This window comes from Pedobacter gandavensis (assembly GCF_032678745.1).
Lineage (GTDB): Bacteria > Bacteroidota > Bacteroidia > Sphingobacteriales > Sphingobacteriaceae > Pedobacter > Pedobacter gandavensis_C.
In genome coordinates this window covers 607,708-627,160 of record NZ_JAVTST010000001.1, presented here as the reverse complement: position 1 = coordinate 627,160, position 19,453 = coordinate 607,708, and the positions used below count along the sequence as shown (strand labels likewise).

Annotated in this window: 18 protein-coding genes; 8 read left to right on the top strand and 10 right to left on the bottom strand. The window is 41.6% G+C overall.

Going from position 1 to position 19,453, the window contains the following annotated elements; translation table 11 throughout:
* Positions 1-22 precede the first annotated feature (22 nt).
* Both xseB and xseA read right to left on the bottom strand, forming a co-directional pair.
* Entirely contained in the window at positions 23-226 is a 204-nt protein-coding gene (xseB, locus tag R2S10_RS02440; protein ID WP_062548805.1) for an exodeoxyribonuclease VII small subunit, read from the bottom strand.
* Positions 204-1,577 (bottom strand): exodeoxyribonuclease VII large subunit, encoded by a 1,374-nt coding sequence (xseA, locus tag R2S10_RS02435; RefSeq protein WP_316838845.1) that lies wholly within the window; start codon positions 1,575-1,577, stop codon positions 204-206. The genes xseB and xseA overlap by 23 nt, the downstream gene beginning before the upstream one ends.
* 101 nt (positions 1,578-1,678) lie before the next feature.
* On the opposite strand from xseA, the gene R2S10_RS02430 reads away from it, so the two are divergent.
* A complete protein-coding gene (locus R2S10_RS02430; RefSeq protein ID WP_316838844.1) occupies positions 1,679-1,927 on the top strand; it encodes a YtxH domain-containing protein in 249 nt (82 codons plus the stop codon).
* A gap of 14 nt (positions 1,928-1,941) precedes the next feature.
* Positions 1,942-2,181 carry a hypothetical protein gene (locus R2S10_RS02425; protein WP_316838843.1) on the top strand — a complete coding sequence of 80 codons (240 nt, stop codon included), beginning with the start codon at positions 1,942-1,944 and terminating at the stop codon, positions 2,179-2,181.
* Here R2S10_RS02425 and R2S10_RS02420 read toward each other — a convergent pair.
* Positions 2,178-3,206 (bottom strand): LD-carboxypeptidase, encoded by a 1,029-nt coding sequence (locus R2S10_RS02420; protein ID WP_316838842.1) that lies wholly within the window; start codon positions 3,204-3,206, stop codon positions 2,178-2,180. The genes R2S10_RS02425 and R2S10_RS02420 overlap by 4 nt on opposite strands.
* A 206-nt stretch (positions 3,207-3,412) precedes the next feature.
* On the opposite strand from R2S10_RS02420, the gene R2S10_RS02415 reads away from it, so the two are divergent.
* The 4 genes from R2S10_RS02415 to R2S10_RS02400 all read left to right on the top strand — a co-directional run bounded on the left by R2S10_RS02415 (position 3,413) and on the right by R2S10_RS02400 (position 8,473).
* Positions 3,413-4,444 (top strand): PmoA family protein, encoded by a 1,032-nt coding sequence (locus R2S10_RS02415; RefSeq protein WP_316838841.1) that lies wholly within the window; start codon positions 3,413-3,415, stop codon positions 4,442-4,444.
* Between the two features lie 77 nt (positions 4,445-4,521).
* Positions 4,522-5,883 (top strand): DUF1080 domain-containing protein, encoded by a 1,362-nt coding sequence (locus R2S10_RS02410; protein WP_316838840.1) that lies wholly within the window; start codon positions 4,522-4,524, stop codon positions 5,881-5,883.
* 11 nt (positions 5,884-5,894) lie between these two features.
* A complete protein-coding gene (locus R2S10_RS02405; RefSeq protein ID WP_316838839.1) occupies positions 5,895-7,253 on the top strand; it encodes a Gfo/Idh/MocA family oxidoreductase in 1,359 nt (452 codons plus the stop codon).
* Entirely contained in the window at positions 7,253-8,473 is a 1,221-nt protein-coding gene (locus R2S10_RS02400; RefSeq protein WP_316838838.1) for a Gfo/Idh/MocA family oxidoreductase, read from the top strand. Before R2S10_RS02405 ends, R2S10_RS02400 begins: the two co-directional genes overlap by 1 nt.
* Before the next feature lie 75 nt (positions 8,474-8,548).
* Here the strand turns inward: R2S10_RS02400 and R2S10_RS02395 are convergent, their stop codons facing one another.
* The 3 genes from R2S10_RS02395 to R2S10_RS02385 all read right to left on the bottom strand — a co-directional run bounded on the left by R2S10_RS02395 (position 8,549) and on the right by R2S10_RS02385 (position 12,849).
* Positions 8,549-9,556, bottom strand: coding sequence for a type IX secretion system membrane protein PorP/SprF (locus tag R2S10_RS02395; protein WP_316838837.1), 1,008 nt, complete (start codon positions 9,554-9,556; stop codon positions 8,549-8,551).
* Positions 9,557-9,863: 307 nt separating this feature from the next.
* Complete coding sequence (locus R2S10_RS02390; protein WP_316838836.1) at positions 9,864-11,549, bottom strand: sodium/sugar symporter; 1,686 nt, start codon at positions 11,547-11,549, stop codon at positions 9,864-9,866.
* Positions 11,550-11,658: 109 nt separating this feature from the next.
* A complete protein-coding gene (locus tag R2S10_RS02385; RefSeq protein ID WP_316838835.1) occupies positions 11,659-12,849 on the bottom strand; it encodes an MFS transporter in 1,191 nt (396 codons plus the stop codon).
* Between the two features lie 122 nt (positions 12,850-12,971).
* On the opposite strand from R2S10_RS02385, the gene R2S10_RS02380 reads away from it, so the two are divergent.
* On the top strand, positions 12,972-13,832 hold the full coding sequence (locus R2S10_RS02380) for an SDR family oxidoreductase (protein WP_316838834.1): 861 nt from the start codon (positions 12,972-12,974) through the stop codon (positions 13,830-13,832).
* Positions 13,833-13,953: 121 nt separating this feature from the next.
* Positions 13,954-14,811, top strand: a complete 858-nt coding sequence (locus R2S10_RS02375) for an HD domain-containing protein (protein WP_316838833.1) — start codon at positions 13,954-13,956, stop codon at positions 14,809-14,811.
* A gap of 42 nt (positions 14,812-14,853) precedes the next feature.
* Here R2S10_RS02375 and R2S10_RS02370 read toward each other — a convergent pair whose 3' ends face one another.
* The 4 genes from R2S10_RS02370 to R2S10_RS02355 all read right to left on the bottom strand — a co-directional run bounded on the left by R2S10_RS02370 (position 14,854) and on the right by R2S10_RS02355 (position 19,415).
* The gene (locus tag R2S10_RS02370; protein WP_316838832.1) at positions 14,854-15,603 is read right to left on the bottom strand and encodes a hypothetical protein; all 750 of its coding nucleotides are present in this window, start codon (positions 15,601-15,603) and stop codon (positions 14,854-14,856) included.
* A 190-nt stretch (positions 15,604-15,793) separates the two neighbouring features.
* Entirely contained in the window at positions 15,794-16,165 is a 372-nt protein-coding gene (locus R2S10_RS02365) for a DUF2784 domain-containing protein (RefSeq protein WP_316838831.1), read from the bottom strand.
* Positions 16,166-18,682: an ABC transporter permease gene (locus tag R2S10_RS02360; RefSeq protein WP_316838830.1), complete on the bottom strand. Its 2,517-nt coding sequence runs from the start codon at positions 18,680-18,682 to the stop codon at positions 16,166-16,168. It abuts the gene before it with no gap.
* Between the two features lie 43 nt (positions 18,683-18,725).
* Positions 18,726-19,415, bottom strand: a complete 690-nt coding sequence (locus R2S10_RS02355) for an ABC transporter ATP-binding protein (RefSeq protein WP_316838829.1) — start codon at positions 19,413-19,415, stop codon at positions 18,726-18,728.
* Positions 19,416-19,453 lie beyond the last annotated feature (38 nt).

Sequence of the window (19,453 nt, the reverse complement as noted above, 5' to 3'; positions counted from 1 at the left end):
GTTTACGAATCTGACTAATATACTACTTTTGCTGTTCCATTTGTTTAATGATCTTATTTACTTCTGTCTCGGTTGCACGCAACTTGTTCTGACAGAATTCAATGAGTTCTGATGCGCGTTTCACCTTTTCTGCCAAAACATCTACAGAAACAGATTCTGTCTCTATTTCCTGTGCGATTTCTGCCAGTTCTTTATAGGCTAACTCATAGGTTAAATTCGTTTTCATCGTATGCTGATTTTGATTTTACTGTTGTTTTGATCTCTGAATTGGCCAATCTGATGGTCAATTCCTCTCCTACTTCAATCTGATCGGCATTGCTGGTGATTTTTCCGTTTATCTTTATGATGGCAAATCCTTTGTTCAGGATATTTTGCGGACTCATTATTCTCATAACAGATTGGAAATGGGCAATGTTTCCGTTTTTGTTCAGAAAATACATTCTGCTATAGGATTGCATGTTCTGGGCGAGGTTGCTCAGGTCTTTTCTTTTATTGGAAATGAGGATCCTCGGATTGGTAAGGATCAGTCCTGAGAGCTGCAGAATATGGTTATGGTGGCCATGTAATAGATTGCGACTGGTGTTGATGGTGGATTGATTGAGTTGCACCAGTCGGTCTTTATGGTGATTGATCATTTGATAGGTCTTGATCAGGATCATTTTCTGAATGCCCGTTAACCTGTCCTCGAAATTGCGGTTATGAGAAATGATGAACTCTGCGGCTTTAGTCGGCGTTTTTGTAGAGGTATGCGCCATTAAATCTGCAATGGTCTCATTTTTCTGGTGCCCGATTCCAGTGATCACCGGAATGGGGAATTTGGCAATCGCACGGTTCAATTCGTAATTGTCGTACAGCAGGAAATCTGTTTGAGATCCTCCTCCTCTAATGATAATCAAGGCGTCATATGGCTTTTTAGACTCATAAACGGCAATAATCTGGGCAAGGAACTGCTTGGCATTGCCATCGCCCTGCACCAATGCAAAGTAATCGTCTATTTCGAATTTATAGCCAAAAGGATTGTGTTCCAGACTGTGTCTGAAATCCTGAAATCCCGCAGAAGTATCAGAGGAGATGACTGCGATCCTTTGGATCACAGGACCTAGTATTAAGCTGTTGTTTCTGGTCAGGTAGCGATCTCCGTCTTTTTGGATAAAGGCTGGGTTATCACGGAGCAAGCGCTCCAGAGTTTCCTTCCGCTGTTGCTCAAATAAACCCAATGTAAAATTGGTATCAATATCCAGCAGGTTGAGCTGTAATCCAAATGCAGGGTTGTACTGAACGGAAACCTGTACAAGTACATTGATGTCATTTTTGAACTTCTGACCCGTTGCTTTTTCGAAATTAGTGATATTGAGCGAAGCATTTCCCCAGGCTCTTCCAGCCACTTTAGCGAGGATTCTTGCCGCAGTTTTGTCTTTCTCTACCAGCTCAAAGTAATGGTAATTACTTTGAGGTTTATAAGTGTAATTGGTGATATCTGCGATGATCCAAAAAGTCTGTTGTCCGAAAACACCATCTATTGCCTGTTGAATCTGGCGGGTAAGCTCGGACAGTTTTATGGAGGGAATGGTGTTCAATATTTCTAGATAGCTATGATTATGCCCTAAAGTTAGGAAAACTAAAAACAAATCAACTCTTTGATAGTTTATAATGCAACAACGAAGCTATAAATAAGGATATGAACGAGGACACTAAAATAATATTGGGCATTTTTGCAGGATTGGCCGCAGGCGCTGCATTGGGTTTATTACTTGCCCCTGAGAAGAAAATTAAACGATTGAATGGCCAGGCTACCGGCTTAGCAAATACTGGTGTACAAAGCCAGTCTGAAACCGCAAGACAATTGCAGCAGTTGGAAAATATTAAAGAACGCTTAATGAATACTTTTGAAAAGGATGATTTTGCGGATCATGTAGAACACGTGTAAAGGAAGGCATATTGATGGGAAACAACTACACTTACGATGAGATTAACAATCTGGAAGATTTAAAAAAAAGAAAGGCTCAATTACTGCTGAAGGAGGAGCATTATCAGGAAAAGATTAAAAATGATGTGAAAGCGATCATCCATCAGCATAGTCCGGGATACCTCATAAATAAGTATACTGAAAAGCCAAGAGAGAAGGTGACTTCTCTATTTAACAAAGTAAAGTCCTGGTTTAGGAAAAAGCCAAAAAATTAGTTTATTGCCATAAGGCGACTCCCCTTTGGCCCTACTTCCAAACTGTGGTTTGCCCCACATTTAAGGGCGTAGTTATTCTTTTGATGGCCAACGGGGAAATCAAAAGCTACGGGATAACCATAATGTTTCACTTTCTCCAGCACGATATCATAAATGGTTTTTCCAAACTCTTCACCAGGATCATCAGGCTTAACTTTGAATCCACCAATGATTAAACCCGCTAAACGATCTAGTTTCCCTGTTCTTTTCAGATTCCAAAACATACGGTCTAATCGGTAAAGGTATTCTCCGGTATCTTCTACAAATAGAATTTTCCCATCGGTATTCAGGTCTGATTTTGTTCCAGCGAGCGTTTCAATGATGCTGAGATTGCCACCAACCAATATGCCGGAAGATTTGCCAGGCTTATTGATGCTCATCACTGGCCCCTGATATTGAAGATGCTCTCCTTTGAGCAGCTTGTTAATAGATAGGATGGTTTCCAATTGAACGGGATCTGCAAGCAAAGGGTCTGTAGGAAAGGAGTTGCACATTTTGGAATGGATAGAGGCTATTCCATATTGGCGGTTCAAATGACAATGCAACACGGTCACATCGCTGAATCCTATGATCCATTTGGGCTTTTGCAGGAAAATATCGAAATTCAAAAGATCAATGATCCTCACCATTCCGTAACCGCCTCTTGCGCACATGATGGCTTTAATTTCCGGATCGTTTAACATTTCCTGGAGATCTGCGGCTCGTTCCTGATCGGTGCCCCCCATCCCAAAGTCTCTTTTATCAATTGTTTTCCCGACTTTGATTTTGAAGCCCCAGCTTTCCATCATAGCTATTGCCGGTTGGATTTCTGCGCTTGTCATAAAGCCCGCCGGACTCGTGATCCCAATGGTATCTCCTGCTTTCAAATACGCAGGAATCTTTATCGAAGGATTAGCAAGCGCTTTAAATGAAGCTCCAAAGGAAACATGAACAGGAAGCGTGCATCCTGCAGTCAGCATAAAAGAGAGAAAATGTTTCCTTTTCATATCGTGTATTGCGTATTGGATATTACGCATTTCGTATTACAATGATAAGTGTAATTGAGGAAATACCACTTATCTACTCCATCGTTTTCGTAAATTTTATATGTGATTAAGTCTTTCTTTAAAGCGGTTTTGCAGGAAGAAAAGTATATTAGCTTACCAATAGCCAGCTGTTTATCAGTTTGCTTGAAAAACAAACCTAACCAAGTATGAATAAATATCTGATCCTTAGCTTTTGTGGGTTAAGCCTGCAATTAAATGCGCAGACTAAACGCGTAAGTTTTCAACCGCAAAAAAACGGAAAACAGATAGATGTGAGTATAGACGGAAAGTTTTTCAGCAGCTTCCTCTATCCGGATAGCCTGGAGAAACCCATTTTATACCCTCTTCAATCGGCCAGTGGCTTAACACTTACCAGAGGATTCCCACTAAATACCAGAGATCAGGAACGCACAGACCACCCACACCATGTTGGCTTATGGCTCAATTATGAAAGTGTAAATGGTCTGGATTTCTGGAACAACTCTTATAACATCCCCGAAGCGAAAAAAAGCAAGTATGGCTGGATCAGAGGGGTTCAGGTTACTGGTTACAAATCCGGAAATCATCAGGGAGAATTGAGCTATACCGCAAACTGGGAAAGACAGGATCGCCGGGTATTGCTAAAGGAAAACACCAGATTTGTGTTTTCAGGAACAGGAAATACAAGAACGATAGACCGCATTACTACTCTTACCGCTGTTCAGGACACGGTTAAATTCAAGGATGTGAAAGATGGTATGATCGCCCTGCGGGTGACCAAAGAACTGGAAATGCCTTCTAACCAAACTGCAGAATTTACCGATAGTCAGGGGAACCGGACAAAAGTTTCGGCATCTGGAAATGGTGCCAATGGCGATTACCTGACCAGCGAAGGAAAAAAGGGTAATGATGCCTGGGGAACCAGGGCAAATTGGTGCTTATTGGCCGGTGTTAAAGACCAGCAGGAAGTATCTATTGCCATTATTGACCATTCGAAAAACCCGGGATATCCCACTTATTGGCATGCAAGAGATTATGGTTTATTCGCCGCCAATCCATTGGGACAGCAAGTGTTTAGCAAGGGAAAGGAAAACCTAAACCTACAGCTCAGCCCTGGTCAATCTATTACTTTTCGATACCGGATATTGATCAGCTCCTCAGAAAAGCCAAGTGCTGAGGTTTTAAACAAACAGGCTTTACAGTTTAATCAAACGAAATAACCACATTTTTAGCTAATCACCTTAAAAACCATTATTCTCAATACCTATTAAAAAAAGAGAATACCAAAACCACACAAATGAAAACGAAACCAGTACTACTTTTAGCTGCCTTGCTATGGGCAGGGAGCCCTGTTGGACTACAGGCACAGACGCAAAAATGGCAAAACCTATTCAATGGAAAAGATTTACAGGGCTGGAAACAACTCAACGGACAAGCCAAATATGAGGTTGTAAACGGAGAGATTGTGGGCAGCACAGTATCTAATCAACCCAACTCTTTCTTAACCACAGAAAAGAACTATGGAGATTTTATCCTGGAACTGGAGCTATTGGTCGATGATTCTATGAATTCCGGGGTGCAAATCCGAAGCGAAAGTAAGGCAGATTACAATAATGGCAGGGTTCATGGCTATCAGGTTGAAATAGACCCTTCCGACAGGAAGTTTAGCGGTGGGATTTATGATGAATCCAGACGAGGTTGGTTATACCCACTGGACATCAATCCAACAGGAAAAACGGCCTTTAAGAACCAACAATGGAACAAATACCGTGTAGAATGTATTGGCAATTCTATTCGCACCTGGATAAATGGGATTCCTACAGCGAATGTGGTGGATGCCATGACACCTTCCGGATTTATTGCATTACAGGTACATTCGATCGGCAAAAATGATACACCAGGAAAACAAATCCGCTGGCGCAATATCCGCATTCAGACGGAAAACCTAAAGCCTTCTAAAAGCGACCGGATATTTGTGGTTAATCTAGTGCCAAATGATCTTTCTACGCAAGAAAAGGCACAAGGATATGCTTTATTATGGGATGGTAAAACGAGTAAAGGATGGAAAGGTGCTTATAAAGCAGGCTTCCCACAAAGCGGATGGACCATGCAAGACGGAGAATTGAGCGTACAAAAATCAAATGGCGCTGAGTCTACCAATGGCGGTGATATCGTAACGGAGAAACAATATGGTGCTTTTGAGCTAAAGTTCGACTTTAAACTTTCTGAAGGTGCAAATAGTGGTGTCAAATACTTTGTGACTTTAACTGAAGGCAATAAAGGCTCAGCTATTGGTCCGGAATATCAGATTCTTGACGATGTCAGACATCCGGATGCGAAACTTGGAAAAGATGGCAACCGTACTTTAGGTTCTCTATATGACCTGATGACCAGCAAAAAGATCCCAAATGCACAACGTAAAATTGGCGATTGGAACAGAGGCCTGATCCGTGTATATCCGGATAACAAAATTGAATACTGGTTAAATGGCTACAAAATCCTGGAATACACGCGTGGATCTGCGGAATTCCTGGCCCTGGTAGCAGATAGTAAGTATAAAAACTGGAAGGATTTCGGAATGGCCGCCAAAGGACATATCCTATTGCAGGATCATGGCGATCAGGTTTCCTTTAGAAGCATCAAATTGAAACAACTTTAATCCCCCTATTTATGTCAACTTCTAGAAGAACATTCATCAAACAATCTGCAATTGCAGCCGCTGGGACTTATATGGGAACCATGGGTTTAAGTGCTAAAAGTTATGGAAACATTATTGGTGCCAACGACCGCGTAAGAGTAGGTGTTGTTGGGTTCTCTGATCGCTTTGCAGGTTCCCTCCTGCCTAGTTTCCTAAATCATCATAAAGAACTCAATTTCGATATCACAGCAGTGTCGGATTTATGGAATTACCGCAGAGGATTGGGTCAGGATCTGCTAAAATCAAAGCTTGGCCATGACATTACCGCTTGTCGGAATAATGAAGAATTATACAGTTTAAAAGATATTGATGCAGTAATTGTGAGTACCGCGGATTTCCAACACGCTGTACACACCATAGAAGCCATTAGAGCGAAATGCGATGTGTATTGTGAGAAACCTTTCGCAGAAACAATGGAAGATGCCAGAGCGGCTTTAAAAGTGGTAAAGAATTCTTCGCAAATTGTTCAGATTGGTTCTCAAAGGAGAAGTGGCGGAAATTATAAAGCAGCTTCAAAGTTTATTGCCGATGGTAAATTTGGAGACATCACCATGGTAGAACTGAGCTGGAATGTAAATCAGCCAGGAAGATGGCGCAGACCGGATTTGGTAGCCAAACTGAAACAGGAGGATACAGATTGGAAACGCTTCCTGATCAACCGTCCTTTTGAGGAATGGGATCCAAGAAAATACCTGGAATACCGATTATTCTGGCCTTATTCTTCTGGAATGCCCGGTCAATGGATGTCGCACCAGATCGATACGGTACACTGGTTTACGGGCTTAAAACACCCACGCAGTGTGGTCGCTAATGGTGGCATTTACCAATGGAAAGATGGCCGCAGAAACTGGGATACCACCACTGCTGTATTTGATTATGGCCCTGAGAACAATGCGGAGAAAGGTTTTCAGGTGGTATTTACTTCGAGAATGCACAATGGTGATGAAAATCCCGCAGAGATCTATTATGCAAACGGTGGGGAGCTGAACCTGAATACCAATATGGTTTCGCCAAAAGGTGGGTTAAAAGCTGGTGCCGCAAGTGCGATGCAAATGCAAGCCAACTTATTGCCGGAATTGAAATTAACTGATATGGTAGAAAAAGTAGCCGCCTCGGCCAATACCGGTGGCGATAAACTCACTTCTGCGCATATGAGAAACTGGATGGAATGTGTGCGTAGCAGGCAAGAAACCAATGCTCCGGTAGAAGCTGGTTATTACCATTCTATTGCCAACATTATGACCAATGCTGCTGCCAGAACAGGTAAAAAAGCCGTGTTTGATGAGGTAAAACAAGAAGTAATGGTAGATGGTAAGCCTTTTAAATATTAATGATGTTCAGAAGGAAGTTTATACAAAGTAGCGCTGTGCTTACCGGGGGATTGTTATTACCCGGGGAGCTATTTGCTGCTGATGGACTTTTGGGCTTTGACCCGAAAGCTCCTGAAAACAGAATCAAAATAGGTGTAATTGGCTGTGGTGACCGTGGAAAAGGATTGATTCATATTGCCCAGCAGCTGCCCGAAGCGTTTGAACTGGTCGCCATTGCAGATGTTCTCGATTTTCGAATCAAAGAAACTTTGCAGCAACCTGGAACTTCAGCAGTAAAATCTTATAGCGATTATCGGGATTTACTGGATGACCCGAAGATTACGGCCGTTTTTATCTCCACGCCATTAAATATGCACTTTCCAATTGCTGCTGCCGCCTTAAAGGCCGGAAAGCATGTGTATCTGGAAAAAACCATGACTTATGATATCCCTGAAGCTTTTGCGCTGGTAGATTTGGTGAAAAAACATCCTCAACAAACCCTTCAGGTAGGTCACCAATACCGCTATGCTCCTATTTATTATAAGGTCAAGGAAATGATCGACAATGGAGCTTTAGGAAAGGTAACGCAGATTGAAAGTCGCTGGGACAGGAACAACAACTGGAGACGCCCTATCGCGGATCCTTCCTTAGAAAGGAAGGTGAATTGGCGGATGTACAAAGCTTATTCCGGTGGATTAATGGCAGAATTGCTCTCTCATCAGATGGATTTCATCAATTGGGCTTTTCGTACACATCCTCAGGAAATTATGGCTACAGGTGGTATTGACACCTATAAAGATGGCCGGGAAACTTATGATAATGTACAGGTGATGTTCCGTTACCCCGACATGATTGGTAATTTTGGGACTACGCTAGGTAATGAAAGAGATGGTTATCTGTTTAAGCTTAAAGGCACCAAAGGCACGATATCGTTATTGGTCAACGAAGCGATCTTTTATCCTGAGAAGAGTCTTAAGAAAGAACTGGAGACTGTGGATGGTGTAACCGGAGCCACAAAAATTGTATGGGATAGAAATGGTGGGATTCCAATTAAAACAGACTTACCCGCAAAAGATGGTACTTATTACTCTTTAAAGGATTTTCATAAATCTATCCTGGAAAAGAAACAACCGGATTCCAATGTGATTACAGGAGCAACTACAGCTTTCTGCGTTCATCTGGCCAATAAGGCTTTGTATGGACAACAAATTGAACGTTGGGAACCGAAATACAATTTGTAAACATAGTTTTAAGCGCTGCAGGGATTTTATATTCCTGCAGCTTTTTAATGACCATTACCGTTTTCTGGGATGGTTTTACCAGTTTTTCTGTGGACAGGAAACTTTATACCTGTTGTTCAATAGGATCCCTAAAACTACCTCATGACTTCCGTTGCTTACTCTTCCCAATTCGGAAGTCGTAAAATCATAGGAATAGCCCAATACAAAGAGCGCATGAATGTTAAAGCCGGCATTAATCGCTGCTGCATCATTTGAGCGGTAGCTCCCTCCCAGCCAAAACTTATCTTTAAAAGCCACTTTAAGGTTAACATCTGTGGACAGTGGCGTTGGTGCAACATATTTAAACATTAAAGAAGGAATTACCGCAATTTCATCGCTTATGAAATATTTATACCCACCTGTTACAAAAACATGAGGCACTTGTTTCCCCTTATTATATCCATTTTCATTCGTAAAGGTAATGGGTCTGTTGAGCAATTGCTGTGCAGAGATACCAGCAAAAAAATCAGGGCCGTATAACCATAAACCTAAATCTGGCTGTAGTTTATTGTTTGCATTCTCTGAAATGGCTGGATCCAGGCTGTTTTCCAGGGTGATTTTACTGATATCCAACATCAACCTGGATACCCCTGCTGCTACCCCCAGACTTAAATTGATCTTGGGACTTAATCCGAGGTGATAGGCATAAGTGAATTTAAAATCTGAGCTGGTAATCGGCCCTATGCGGTCTATCACTCCATATAGCCCTATTCCATGGTGTGGCTCTGAGGCCATATAGGTTTGCATCAGGTTCCGCTTCATGGGGTTTTCGCCATTCTCAGAAAAGGAGTTTGAATTGCCATAGAGGTAGTTCTTTCCAATTGGCAGATGGAGGGAGAAGTAGGCAGTTATGGGTGCCTGATCAATGCCATTCCATTGATTTCTATAGCCAAACCTGACATCTGTATAATTCTCAATCCCGGAAATTGCGGGATTTAAAATGTAATTGTTAAAAACATACTGCGTGTACTGAGGTCTTTGCTGTGCCTGACACAGCAAAGTAAAGCTCAGCAACACTTCTACTAAAAACAGCCCTTTCCCCATGGAATACTAAAATCTTATTTCAGACGTCAATTGAATAAAAGACGCATCACTAAGCTAAACAGTAATCATTGGTTAAACAAATTTCTAATAAACAAATATTTTATACTTAAATAAGTATTATTTACATATCGATATATATTTGACATAGCAATCAAATATATTACAATTAGAGATAATGGTTGTCGGCCAAATAAACAAAACAGGAGTTAAATCACAAGGATCAGGATTACTATATGAGGCGATTGAGTACAAAAAAAAGCGGCTTCCTTATAAAAAGAAGCCGCTTTTCTATCAATTTCATGAGGTCCTACCAGAAGGCAGAATACAATGCAACTAACATGGCAAAGATGATTAAGGAACCGATTGCAAATGAAGTTGAAACTCTAAACATTTTAGCGTCAATTTCTAATCCCTTGGTCACTACACCTTTTTTACCTTCATAAATACTGATCAGGTACATTCCAAGAATACAAACCGCGAAAACGATCAGCATCCTGTCCATAAATGGAATCTCGAATACACCACTAGAATTGGCAATTGCCCATCCATATTCATGTAATCCAGATAAGTCTACCCATCCTGGTAAGAATTTAAGGAGTACTGAAACAACGAAACCACCAATAGTAGCGAATAATGCTGCATTTGAAGTTGTTTTCTTCCAGAAGAATCCAAGGATAAACATCGCAAAGATACCTGGTGATACGAATCCTGTATATTCCTGAATATATTGGAAACCTTGTTTTCCTTCGCCCATTAAAGCATCACCTACGATTAGGGAAAGTACTACCGCCATTAACATAGAAACCACTACTGTGATTTTACCTACATTAACCATCGTACGTTCTCCTGCCTCTGGATTGAATGCTTTCTTATAGATATCAAGTGTAAAGATCGTGGCAATACTATTGGCTTTACCAGCTAATGAAGCTACAATTGCTGCAGTTAAGGCGGCAAATGACAATCCTTTTAAACCGATTGGCAACAACCCTAATAAGGCTGGATATGCTTTGTTAGGGTCTTCTACACCGGAAGCAGTCAATAGATCTGATGCTTTGATGCCACCCATGTTTTCTTTAACAATAAAATATACGGCAATACCTGGAATCACTACGATCACCGGCATTAACATTTTAAGGAATGCTGCGAATAATAGTCCGGCTCTAGCCACTGGTAAAGAAGCACCAAGCGCTCTTTGCGTGATGTATTGATTACATCCCCAGTAACTTAAGTTCGCAATCCACATACCACCAATCAATACACTTAAACCTGGAAGGTCCATGTAATTTGGATTGTCTTTTTTGAAGATCAGGTGGAAATGTTCTGATGCGCCTGTTTTTAGCATACCAAATCCTTTGATGATACCCTCGCCTCCTGAAATCAGGTTTAAAGCAAGATAGGTTGCTACCAAACCTCCCAGGATTAAGAAAAATACCTGGATCACATCTGTATATCCAATTACTTTCATTCCCCCAAGGGTGATGAAAATGGCAAAGATGGCCAGTGCAAGGATACAAGCTGTTAAGTCTAGTCCGGATATACCACTGATGGCCAATGCCCCAAGGTAAAGAATAGACATTAAGTTTACTACAATATATAACATCAGCCAGAATACCGCCATAATCATAGCTACTTTTTCATTGTAACGCTGACTTAAAAACTGAGGCATTGTAAAGATCTTATTCTTTAGGTACACCGGCATAAAGAACACTGCTACAATAATTAACGTTGCAGATGCCATCCATTCGTAGGCAGAAATCGCAAGTCCAAGTTTGAAACCTGAACCACTCATCCCAATCATCTGCTCCGCAGAGATATTAGAGGCGATCAGGGAAGCTCCGATAGCCCACCAGGTTAAGGAGCCCTCTGCTAAAAAGTAATCTTTGGAATCTGCTGCTGCAGTTTTCTTTTTGTAATAAATCCAGAAACCGTAAGAAGATACGATAATGAAGTAAATAAAAAATACGATGTAATCGTATTTGTGAAGTCCGCTCATTGTGGTTTAAATGTTGATTAGCTGGCTAAAATATAAATTTATTTGCCATTACTTTTCAGAAAACAACAGAAAAAGTAAATTAATTTAAGGACCAACTAAGCATTCCTATTTATTTCATCAATTGCTCTGGTTTAAAAGTCGCTGGTTTATAGATAAATTGAAGATAAAGCAGCGCGATCAGGGTGATTCCTGTACAGGCATAAAAAGTAACGGGAATCATAGCCAGGTCGTCGATAAATAACCAGCCGGCAAGTAGAGCTCCCAGTCCGATTCCGGCTTCTAAGGCGATGTACATGGTGGCCATCGCCTTTCCACGATGATGGGGATCACTAAGGTCTACCGTCCATGCGGTAGCTGTTGGGGATAACATTCCTGTAGCTACGCCATACAGCGCTGAGGCCGACATCAACATCAAAGATGAATCTGCAAGCGCAATCCATAGCGTTGAGGCTGCCAGCAGCACTAAAGAGAATTTAAGGATTACTGGTCTTCCGTACTTATCGGATGCTTTACCTGCTACAAATCGTATCAAAAGAGATGTTAAGGTAAACACCATAAAAAACACTCCTTTATTACTGGTGCCCAAGGCCTTACTCCAATCTGAGATCACGGTTAGGATGGCACCATAGCTGATGTAGGTCATGAAAATGATGATGACCGAAGGAATGACCCTCCATTCAATAATGTCTTTTCTATTGATCTTCAGATGACTAAACTTGAATTTCTCTTTATTGGCCAGGGTTTCTTTCATATTTGCCAGGATCACAATAGACAATAAGGCAAAAAGAGAAGAGCAGTAAAACAGGATATTGATATCGAAATGATCGGTAATTAAACTTCCAATCGCAGGGCCGATGGCTAGTCCGGTACTGAAACAAACACCATGCACTCCCATCGCTTCTCCCCAGCGGTTAACCGGCACAAGGTCTGCCACATAAGCTGCGGTAGCTGTAGGTTTAAATCCGGTAGAAAAGCCATGAATTAACCTTAAGAACAGAAAACCTGCAACGGTAGTCAGCATGGGATAAAGGAATCCACATACAAAGCATACAAGCGATCCTACCGCCATTACTGGAACTCTCCCTATGGTATCCGTTAACTTTCCACTGAAGGGTCTTGAAATCCCTGCAGTAAGGGTAAACAGCGCAATGATAAAGCCTTTGTATTCCGCACCACCCATTGCAGTTAGGTAAGCAGGCAGTTCAGGGATCAGCATATTGAAACTGGCAGAAAAAAGAAAAGAGCTTAGACAGACCAGACCAAATTGAAAAGTATAGATAGAATCGGAAGATTGTTGCATTGAAAAAGGATGAATGAAAGCCCAAAGGTAAGTAGAAAAACTGTTTTAGTTACCGGTTTGTTTTTAAGTCCTAAGGAAAGAAGGGCTGTAAACACCATTCAGAATGGACTAAAAGAAACCTCATGAAAAAAGAAAAAGAAAAAGCAATCCGACCAAAACAGCATCAAAAGAAACAACCCGGACAGGAATCCCTCCTACAGCCGGCACCAGAATTTGAGCCTTCGGTTTCTCTTAAAAAACTGGATGGAAAAGTGGCCTTGATAACGGGTGGCGATAGTGGTATTGGCCGCGCAGTAGCAGTTGCATTTGCGGCGGCGGGTGCTGATGTCCTGATCAGCTATTTAAATGAACATAAAGACGCCAAAGAGACAGCAGCGGCAGTAACTGCTCATGGAAGGAAGGCGATATTGATTCCTGGTGATGTATCTGAGGAGAAACATTGTCAGCTTTTAATGCGGACAGTAATCAAGGAATTTGGGAAATTAGATATACTGGTGAACAATGCCGCAGTACAATATCCTCAGGAAAGTCTGGAAAAGATTACTGCAGCACAGCTGGAAAAAACCTTCCGTGTCAACGTGTTTTCCCATTTCTATTTAAGTAAGGCCGCATTGAAACACCTTAAAGCAGGAAGTAGTATCATTTGCACGACTTCAGTAACTGCCTACCGTGGCAGTGATCATTTGATCGATTATGCGGCAACCAAGGGCGCAATTGTGGGTTTTGTCCGCTCCCTCTCTACTGCCCTTGCCGACCAAAAAATCAGGGTTAATGGGGTTGCTCCTGGCCCAATATGGACTCCTTTAATCCCGGCAACGTTTTCCGCTACTGAAGTGGCCACCTTTGGGTCTGATGTCCCATTAAGAAGAGCTGGCGAGCCAAATGAAGTTGCCCCTTGTTATGTCTTTCTGGCTTCTGATGATGCCAGTTACATCACCGGACAAGTATTGCATCCCAATGGTGGCGAGATTATTAACGGATAATCTATTTATGTTAGTATTTTAAATTAAGAATTAGCAATTTAAACTAAAATAATTAGTATAATTGTATCCTCAACGATAGCTAATTGAGGTATATGATTAAAACATCCTAATTCTAAAAAACATGGTAATTGTAAATGATTTGCTGTATGGAAATGTAGAACTGCCCGCAGTTTTTGAGGATTTATTAGCCAGTCCTGCTGTAAGAAGACTTGCTGGTGTCCATCAAAGTGGTGCGATCTTTTTAGTGAACCCGGAGCTATGCCATACCCGACTAGAACATTCTATTGGGGTGATGCTCCTCATCAGGAGGCTTGGTGGTTCAGAACTGGAACAAATTGCAGGGTTGCTCCATGACATTTCTCATACTGCTTTTTCGCATGTTGGCGATTATGTGTTTAAGAACAAGGAAGAGAACTATCATGAGGAAATGTTTGAGGAGGTGCTTATGAATTCTGAGATTCCAGCGGTGCTGAAGAAACATGGCTATCAGCTGGACCAGATTTTAGATGGAGATTTCCCTGTCCTGGAGCAGCCTCTACCGGATCTTTGTGCAGACAGATTGGATTATACCCTTAGAGATTCAGTACATGCAGGACTGACCAATAGAGCAGCAGCTAAATTATTCCTGGAACACATTACGATGCAGGATGGTCGTATCGTTGTCACCAATGAAGAACAGGTAGAATGGATCAATACCCTATATGAGCGTTTAAAGAAAGAAGTATTCCAGCTCCCACTTCATCTGTATGCCAATCAACAGATGGCTGTCCTGATCCGCGATTTCCTGAGGAATGGTTTCCTACAGGAGGCCGATTTATTTAAGGATGACACCTTCCTCTTGAATAAGATCAGGAGCTTTGCTTTAGGCTATGAAGCGATTAAAGCCATTAAAACTTTAAAAGGTTATCCGGCTTTCTTAAAAAAAGGAAGCAGCTTAACCACTAAACTTCGGAATTTGAAAGCCATACTTTCTATTTAGGAACAGCTACTTTTATAGCTTGATGTCAGGATATTATGGCCATTATTTTACAGCAGCTTTCTTGCCACCCAGGTTAACTACCGCACCGATGGTAAAGATGGAGTTTCCTGCTGTCATGAATTTCCTGTCTTTTAATCCAAAATTACCGCTGGAGGTATATTGCAGCTGAACCGCGTCACTTAGCCTCATACGGGTAAAGAAAACAGGCTCTATGAACATATTGTCTTCTTTAGGTTGACCGATATTGTCGATCAGGAAAGTATCCATCTCCACGTTGCTAATTCTGATGGCCGTTCCGTAGTTCAAAGCATACCTGTTTCCAAATAGCTTCAGGTAACTGTTCTTTTTAGAACTATAGTTGACCTGGATAAAGGTTTTTGTAAAAGTAACCTCCTGCAGACTACTGCTGATCAAAACCTTATCGTCGTATGTTCTGTATTTACGATCGGCACTTCCACCGCCATATCCAGCATAAATCTCTATGATCCGATTGTTGTCTGGCCCAAAAGTATCGATATATCCCCCACCGATTTCCACTAATTTATGACGAAAGTCCTTACTTGTTCTTTCATTTTTCATATATGAGCCGGAAAATAATACGCCAAAATGATTAGAAACCGCATAAGCACCATTGATACTTGCATTTCCTTTTGGCGAAATGTGTGCCCCGGCACTTAACTCCCCTTTGGCACTCAACATGGGTGTATTAGGAACGTTAGGCATATAAATTGAAGAACAGGAACTCCACATAGCGGCAACAATTATAAATGGGGCAATCAGATGTTTATTCATAAATCAGTGCTTTAACAAAACGATAATTAAACGCAATTTTCTCTTGTAAATTTCCTAAAAGTAGGGATTTAGAGGCATTTTTTACTGGATTAAACTGCGCTTACAGCATAATAATCAACTGTAATGAAGCGCCTTACCTTATAAAACACAGAGTAACAGAGCTGTTACAGTGTTCATTTACTTCTTCTTTTTACTGTGTTTTTTTTCGGAAAAAGTTAAGATATACTGAAATGGAGATGGAAATCAGGAATAATCCTAATGTCAAAGCATCAATCAGCCCAGCATTGATGTCATGCCCGCTTAGCAGATCTGCATAGTACTTTACAAAAGAATTGGGCAGATTTTGCTTTCCCAGCTGTTCCTTTATCTGCCACTGCCAATCTGTGATAGGGCAATAGCCTATTCCGTACCAGATCCCTAAAATCAACCAGCAAGACAAGGTGATGGCTACACCGTAGAGATGTAGCCGCCTGGTAGCTGGAAATGCCCAGGCAAAAAGATTAAAACCAATGATTAATAAATGAAGCAGGGTATAAAAATAATCGAGGGCAACTAAACTCATTTATGATTCTTTGCGTAAAATTTCTAAGGGTGGATGGTTCAATACACTCCTACTGCTGTATAAGCCGGTTAACATGACCAATAAGGGTATGGCCAGCAAAAATACAACTAAAGGCAATACCTCAGGGGCATAATTACTATTAAGTGCAAATACGGCGAGGGCCCAACTTGCCAATATCGCAAGAATAATCCCTGCAGCTGTAGCAATGAATCCAAGGAAGAGGTATTCTAAACCTGTAATGGTTAGGATCTGTTTCCTACTTGCGCCCATCGTTCTCAACAATACGCTCTCTTTTAATCGCTGTACTTTACTGCTCATTACCGAGGACAACAATACAATCCAGCCAGTGGCCATACTAAATCCAGCCATAAACCGGATTACAAAATTTATTTTATCTAACAGACTATCAATTGCTTTGACAATCATATCTAAATTAACGATAGAGACATTAGGAAACTGTTTCAATACCTTAGCCTGCAAGGCAGCAGCTTGTTGAGCGCCAGTAACATGGGTCATGAACACATAAAATTTCGGGGCATCTTCCAAAACGCCTGAAGGAAATACGACCCTGAAATTGGGCTGAACCGTATTCCAGTCCACCGCTCTGAAGCTGCCTACTTTGGTCTTTACAGGCATTCCCTGAACATCGAATGTAATTGAATCGCCCAAGCCAACTTTGATCCGATCTGCATAGTCTTTCTCTAAAGAGATGAAAACTGTTCCATCCTTTGCTATTGCCCCTGTCCATTTGCCTCCGGTTAACCTTTCTGTGGCTCTTAAATTTGTCTGATAAGTAGCTCTGATCTCTCCTTTAAAAGCTCTGGAAGCTTGGTTTTTACTTTCTTTATCTGTTTTATCCCCATGTTGAGCTGCCGTTTTACCATTAATTTCAATGATTCTCATAGTGATGATTGGCACCTGACCTAACACAGGGAGCTGTTTCGCTTTCAGCAGTTTCTCCAATGGTTGATTTTGCGCGGGTTGAACATCAAAAAGTACCGTATTAGATTTTGCACCATCTCCAGAGACTTCTATCTTATTTAAAAGCACCCCCTGTACCAGGTATAAAGTCACAATAAATAAGGTCGACAAACCTATTGCGACGCTAAGCAGCATGGTTTGATTGTTTGGGCGGTAAAGGTTTGCAAAACCCTGACGCCAAACATAGGCCATACGCTCTGGAATCATTTTCCTCAGCATCAGCATGAGTAGCTTAGATTGTCCGACCAGCAATAGGAAGGCGATTAAAATCGCGATTACAAATGCAAAAGCTTGTAACCCATCCTTCATTTGCAGATAAGTAAAGCCGTAGATAAAGCCGATAATCAATAAGTAAACCACCCATTTCAACAGGTCTCTTTTAGGACCTTTTTCTTCAAAAGAAGCTCTGATTGCATTTAATGGCGAAATACTCCGAACGGATATCAGGGATGGCAATGCAAATAAGATCGAAATGACCAGCCCTGTAGCTAGCCCCTGACCAATTGCCGCCCAGGAAATCCCCATAGACAATTCTAAGGGCAGGAAATCTTTTAAAACCAGAGGCAGCAAAAACTGCATCGCAGTACCCAATATAGCACCCACAATTGCGCCCAAGAAACCAATTACTGCCACCTGAATCAGGTAGATCAGAAAAGCCTCTTTTGCATTCAGGCCCAGACATCTCAAAGTAGCGATGGCGGCTAGTTTTTCTTTGATGTAGACCTGAATAGAGGTTCCTACACCGATACAACCCAATAATAATGCGATAAATCCTGATAAGGCCAGAAACTTACTTAGGTTTTCAAAAGCCCTTCCGACACGTTCTTTCTTCGTCGCCACCGTTTCATAACTCAGTTGCTCCTTTTCCAGCAGGGGTTCATAGCGTTTTAAATCGCTGTTTACGGCTTTTACATCTTTATATTGGTAAAAATAGCGGGTTTGAATTCTACTCCCAAGCTGTGTTAAACCTGTTTGTTCGAGATATTTTAACGGAATATACACCACTGGTGTTACCGTGCTTACAATGCTAGTTTGCCCTGGAACACTTTCCAGACTGCCTTCGATCACAAAACTCAGGTTACCAATTTTGATGGAGTCGCCAGGTTTTGCCTGATATTGCATCATTAATGTACGGTCTACAAGCGCCTTTCTGCCGGTTCTAAAACGCTGAGCAGCAGCAACCGGTTGACTTTCTATCGTACCATAAAAAGGATAAGCGCCTGTTAATGCCTTGATTTCGACCAGGCGGGAACCTTCGCCTTTTATAAAATAGACCATGGAGACAAAGTTTTTCTCCATCGAACGCGTTTCTCCTAGTGTATCCAGGAATTTTGTAATCGCTGGACTTAAAGGCCTGCGACTTTGAATGATCAGATCGGCTCCCGTAAGTGTTTTTGCCTGTTCGTCGATGTCACGTTGTAAATTCGCCTTGAAGGAGTATACCGCTACCAATGCCGCAATCCCCAGGATAATGGAGGACATGAACAATAATAGTCTGGAACGGTTTTTCCTGCTATCACGCCAGGCCATTTTCATTATCCAGGAATAATTAATAGCCCTTTTAATATTGAAATTAGGATCAGCCATGGTTCAGTTCTAAATCAGCAATCACCACACCTCCTTTTAATTTGATCATTCTATTCGTCTTTGCGGCCAGATCCGGATCATGGGTCACAATCACCAGCGTTGTGCCTGCTTCCTTGTTCAAATCGAACAACAGCTTAATGACCTTATCACTGGTTTCAGCATCCAGATTTCCTGTTGGCTCATCCGCAAATAATATCGCTGGTCTATTTGAAAAAGCCCGCGCCAAAGACACCCTTTGCTGCTCTCCGCCTGAAAGTTGCACCGGATAATGTGATGAACGGTCGGCAAGTCCAACCTTATCCAATAAATCCATCGCATGATGCCTGATGTTCTTTTCTCCTCTCAATTCCAATGGAACCATCACGTTTTCCAATGCGGTTAGCGTAGGTAAAAGCTGGAAATTTTGAAAGATAAATCCTACATAACGGTTCCTTACTGCCGCCCGTTGGTCTTCTGATAAATGGTCTAAGTCGATCTCATTTAAAGATACTGTTCCTGAACTTGAACGATCCAACCCTGCACACAAACCCAGCAAAGTTGTTTTTCCACTACCTGAAGGCCCGGTAATGGCCACTGTAGTGCCCCTTTGAATGGAAAAGTTGATCTGATCGAGTACGGTCAACTTATGACCGGCATTTTCGTAAATTTTACTTACATTTCGAATGTTAAGGATGTGTTCCACGTGCAGTATAATTAGGATCTTGAGTTAAAACAAATAAG

Bases quoted from the DNA above. Each gene is read 5' to 3' on its own strand.
- R2S10_RS02425 (WP_316838843.1), top strand. From the start codon at position 1,942: ATGGGAAACAACTACACTTACGATGAGATTAACAATCTGGAAGATTTA.
- R2S10_RS02385 (WP_316838835.1), bottom strand. From the start codon at position 12,849: ATGCAACAATCTTCCGATTCTATCTATACTTTTCAATTTGGTCTGGTC.
- R2S10_RS02420 (WP_316838842.1), bottom strand. From the start codon at position 3,206: ATGAAAAGGAAACATTTTCTCTCTTTTATGCTGACTGCAGGATGCACG.
- R2S10_RS02400 (WP_316838838.1), top strand. From the start codon at position 7,253: ATGATGTTCAGAAGGAAGTTTATACAAAGTAGCGCTGTGCTTACCGGG.
- xseB (WP_062548805.1), bottom strand. From the start codon at position 226: ATGAAAACGAATTTAACCTATGAGTTAGCCTATAAAGAACTGGCAGAA.
- R2S10_RS02390 (WP_316838836.1), bottom strand. From the start codon at position 11,549: ATGAGCGGACTTCACAAATACGATTACATCGTATTTTTTATTTACTTC.
- R2S10_RS02395 (WP_316838837.1), bottom strand. From the start codon at position 9,556: ATGGGGAAAGGGCTGTTTTTAGTAGAAGTGTTGCTGAGCTTTACTTTG.
- R2S10_RS02360 (WP_316838830.1), bottom strand. From the start codon at position 18,682: ATGAAAATGGCCTGGCGTGATAGCAGGAAAAACCGTTCCAGACTATTA.
- R2S10_RS02405 (WP_316838839.1), top strand. From the start codon at position 5,895: ATGTCAACTTCTAGAAGAACATTCATCAAACAATCTGCAATTGCAGCC.
- R2S10_RS02365 (WP_316838831.1), bottom strand. From the start codon at position 16,165: ATGAGTTTAGTTGCCCTCGATTATTTTTATACCCTGCTTCATTTATTA.
- R2S10_RS02375 (WP_316838833.1), top strand. From the start codon at position 13,954: ATGGTAATTGTAAATGATTTGCTGTATGGAAATGTAGAACTGCCCGCA.
- R2S10_RS02380 (WP_316838834.1), top strand. From the start codon at position 12,972: ATGAAAAAAGAAAAAGAAAAAGCAATCCGACCAAAACAGCATCAAAAG.
- R2S10_RS02410 (WP_316838840.1), top strand. From the start codon at position 4,522: ATGAAAACGAAACCAGTACTACTTTTAGCTGCCTTGCTATGGGCAGGG.
- R2S10_RS02370 (WP_316838832.1), bottom strand. From the start codon at position 15,603: ATGAATAAACATCTGATTGCCCCATTTATAATTGTTGCCGCTATGTGG.
- R2S10_RS02430 (WP_316838844.1), top strand. From the start codon at position 1,679: ATGAACGAGGACACTAAAATAATATTGGGCATTTTTGCAGGATTGGCC.
- R2S10_RS02415 (WP_316838841.1), top strand. From the start codon at position 3,413: ATGAATAAATATCTGATCCTTAGCTTTTGTGGGTTAAGCCTGCAATTA.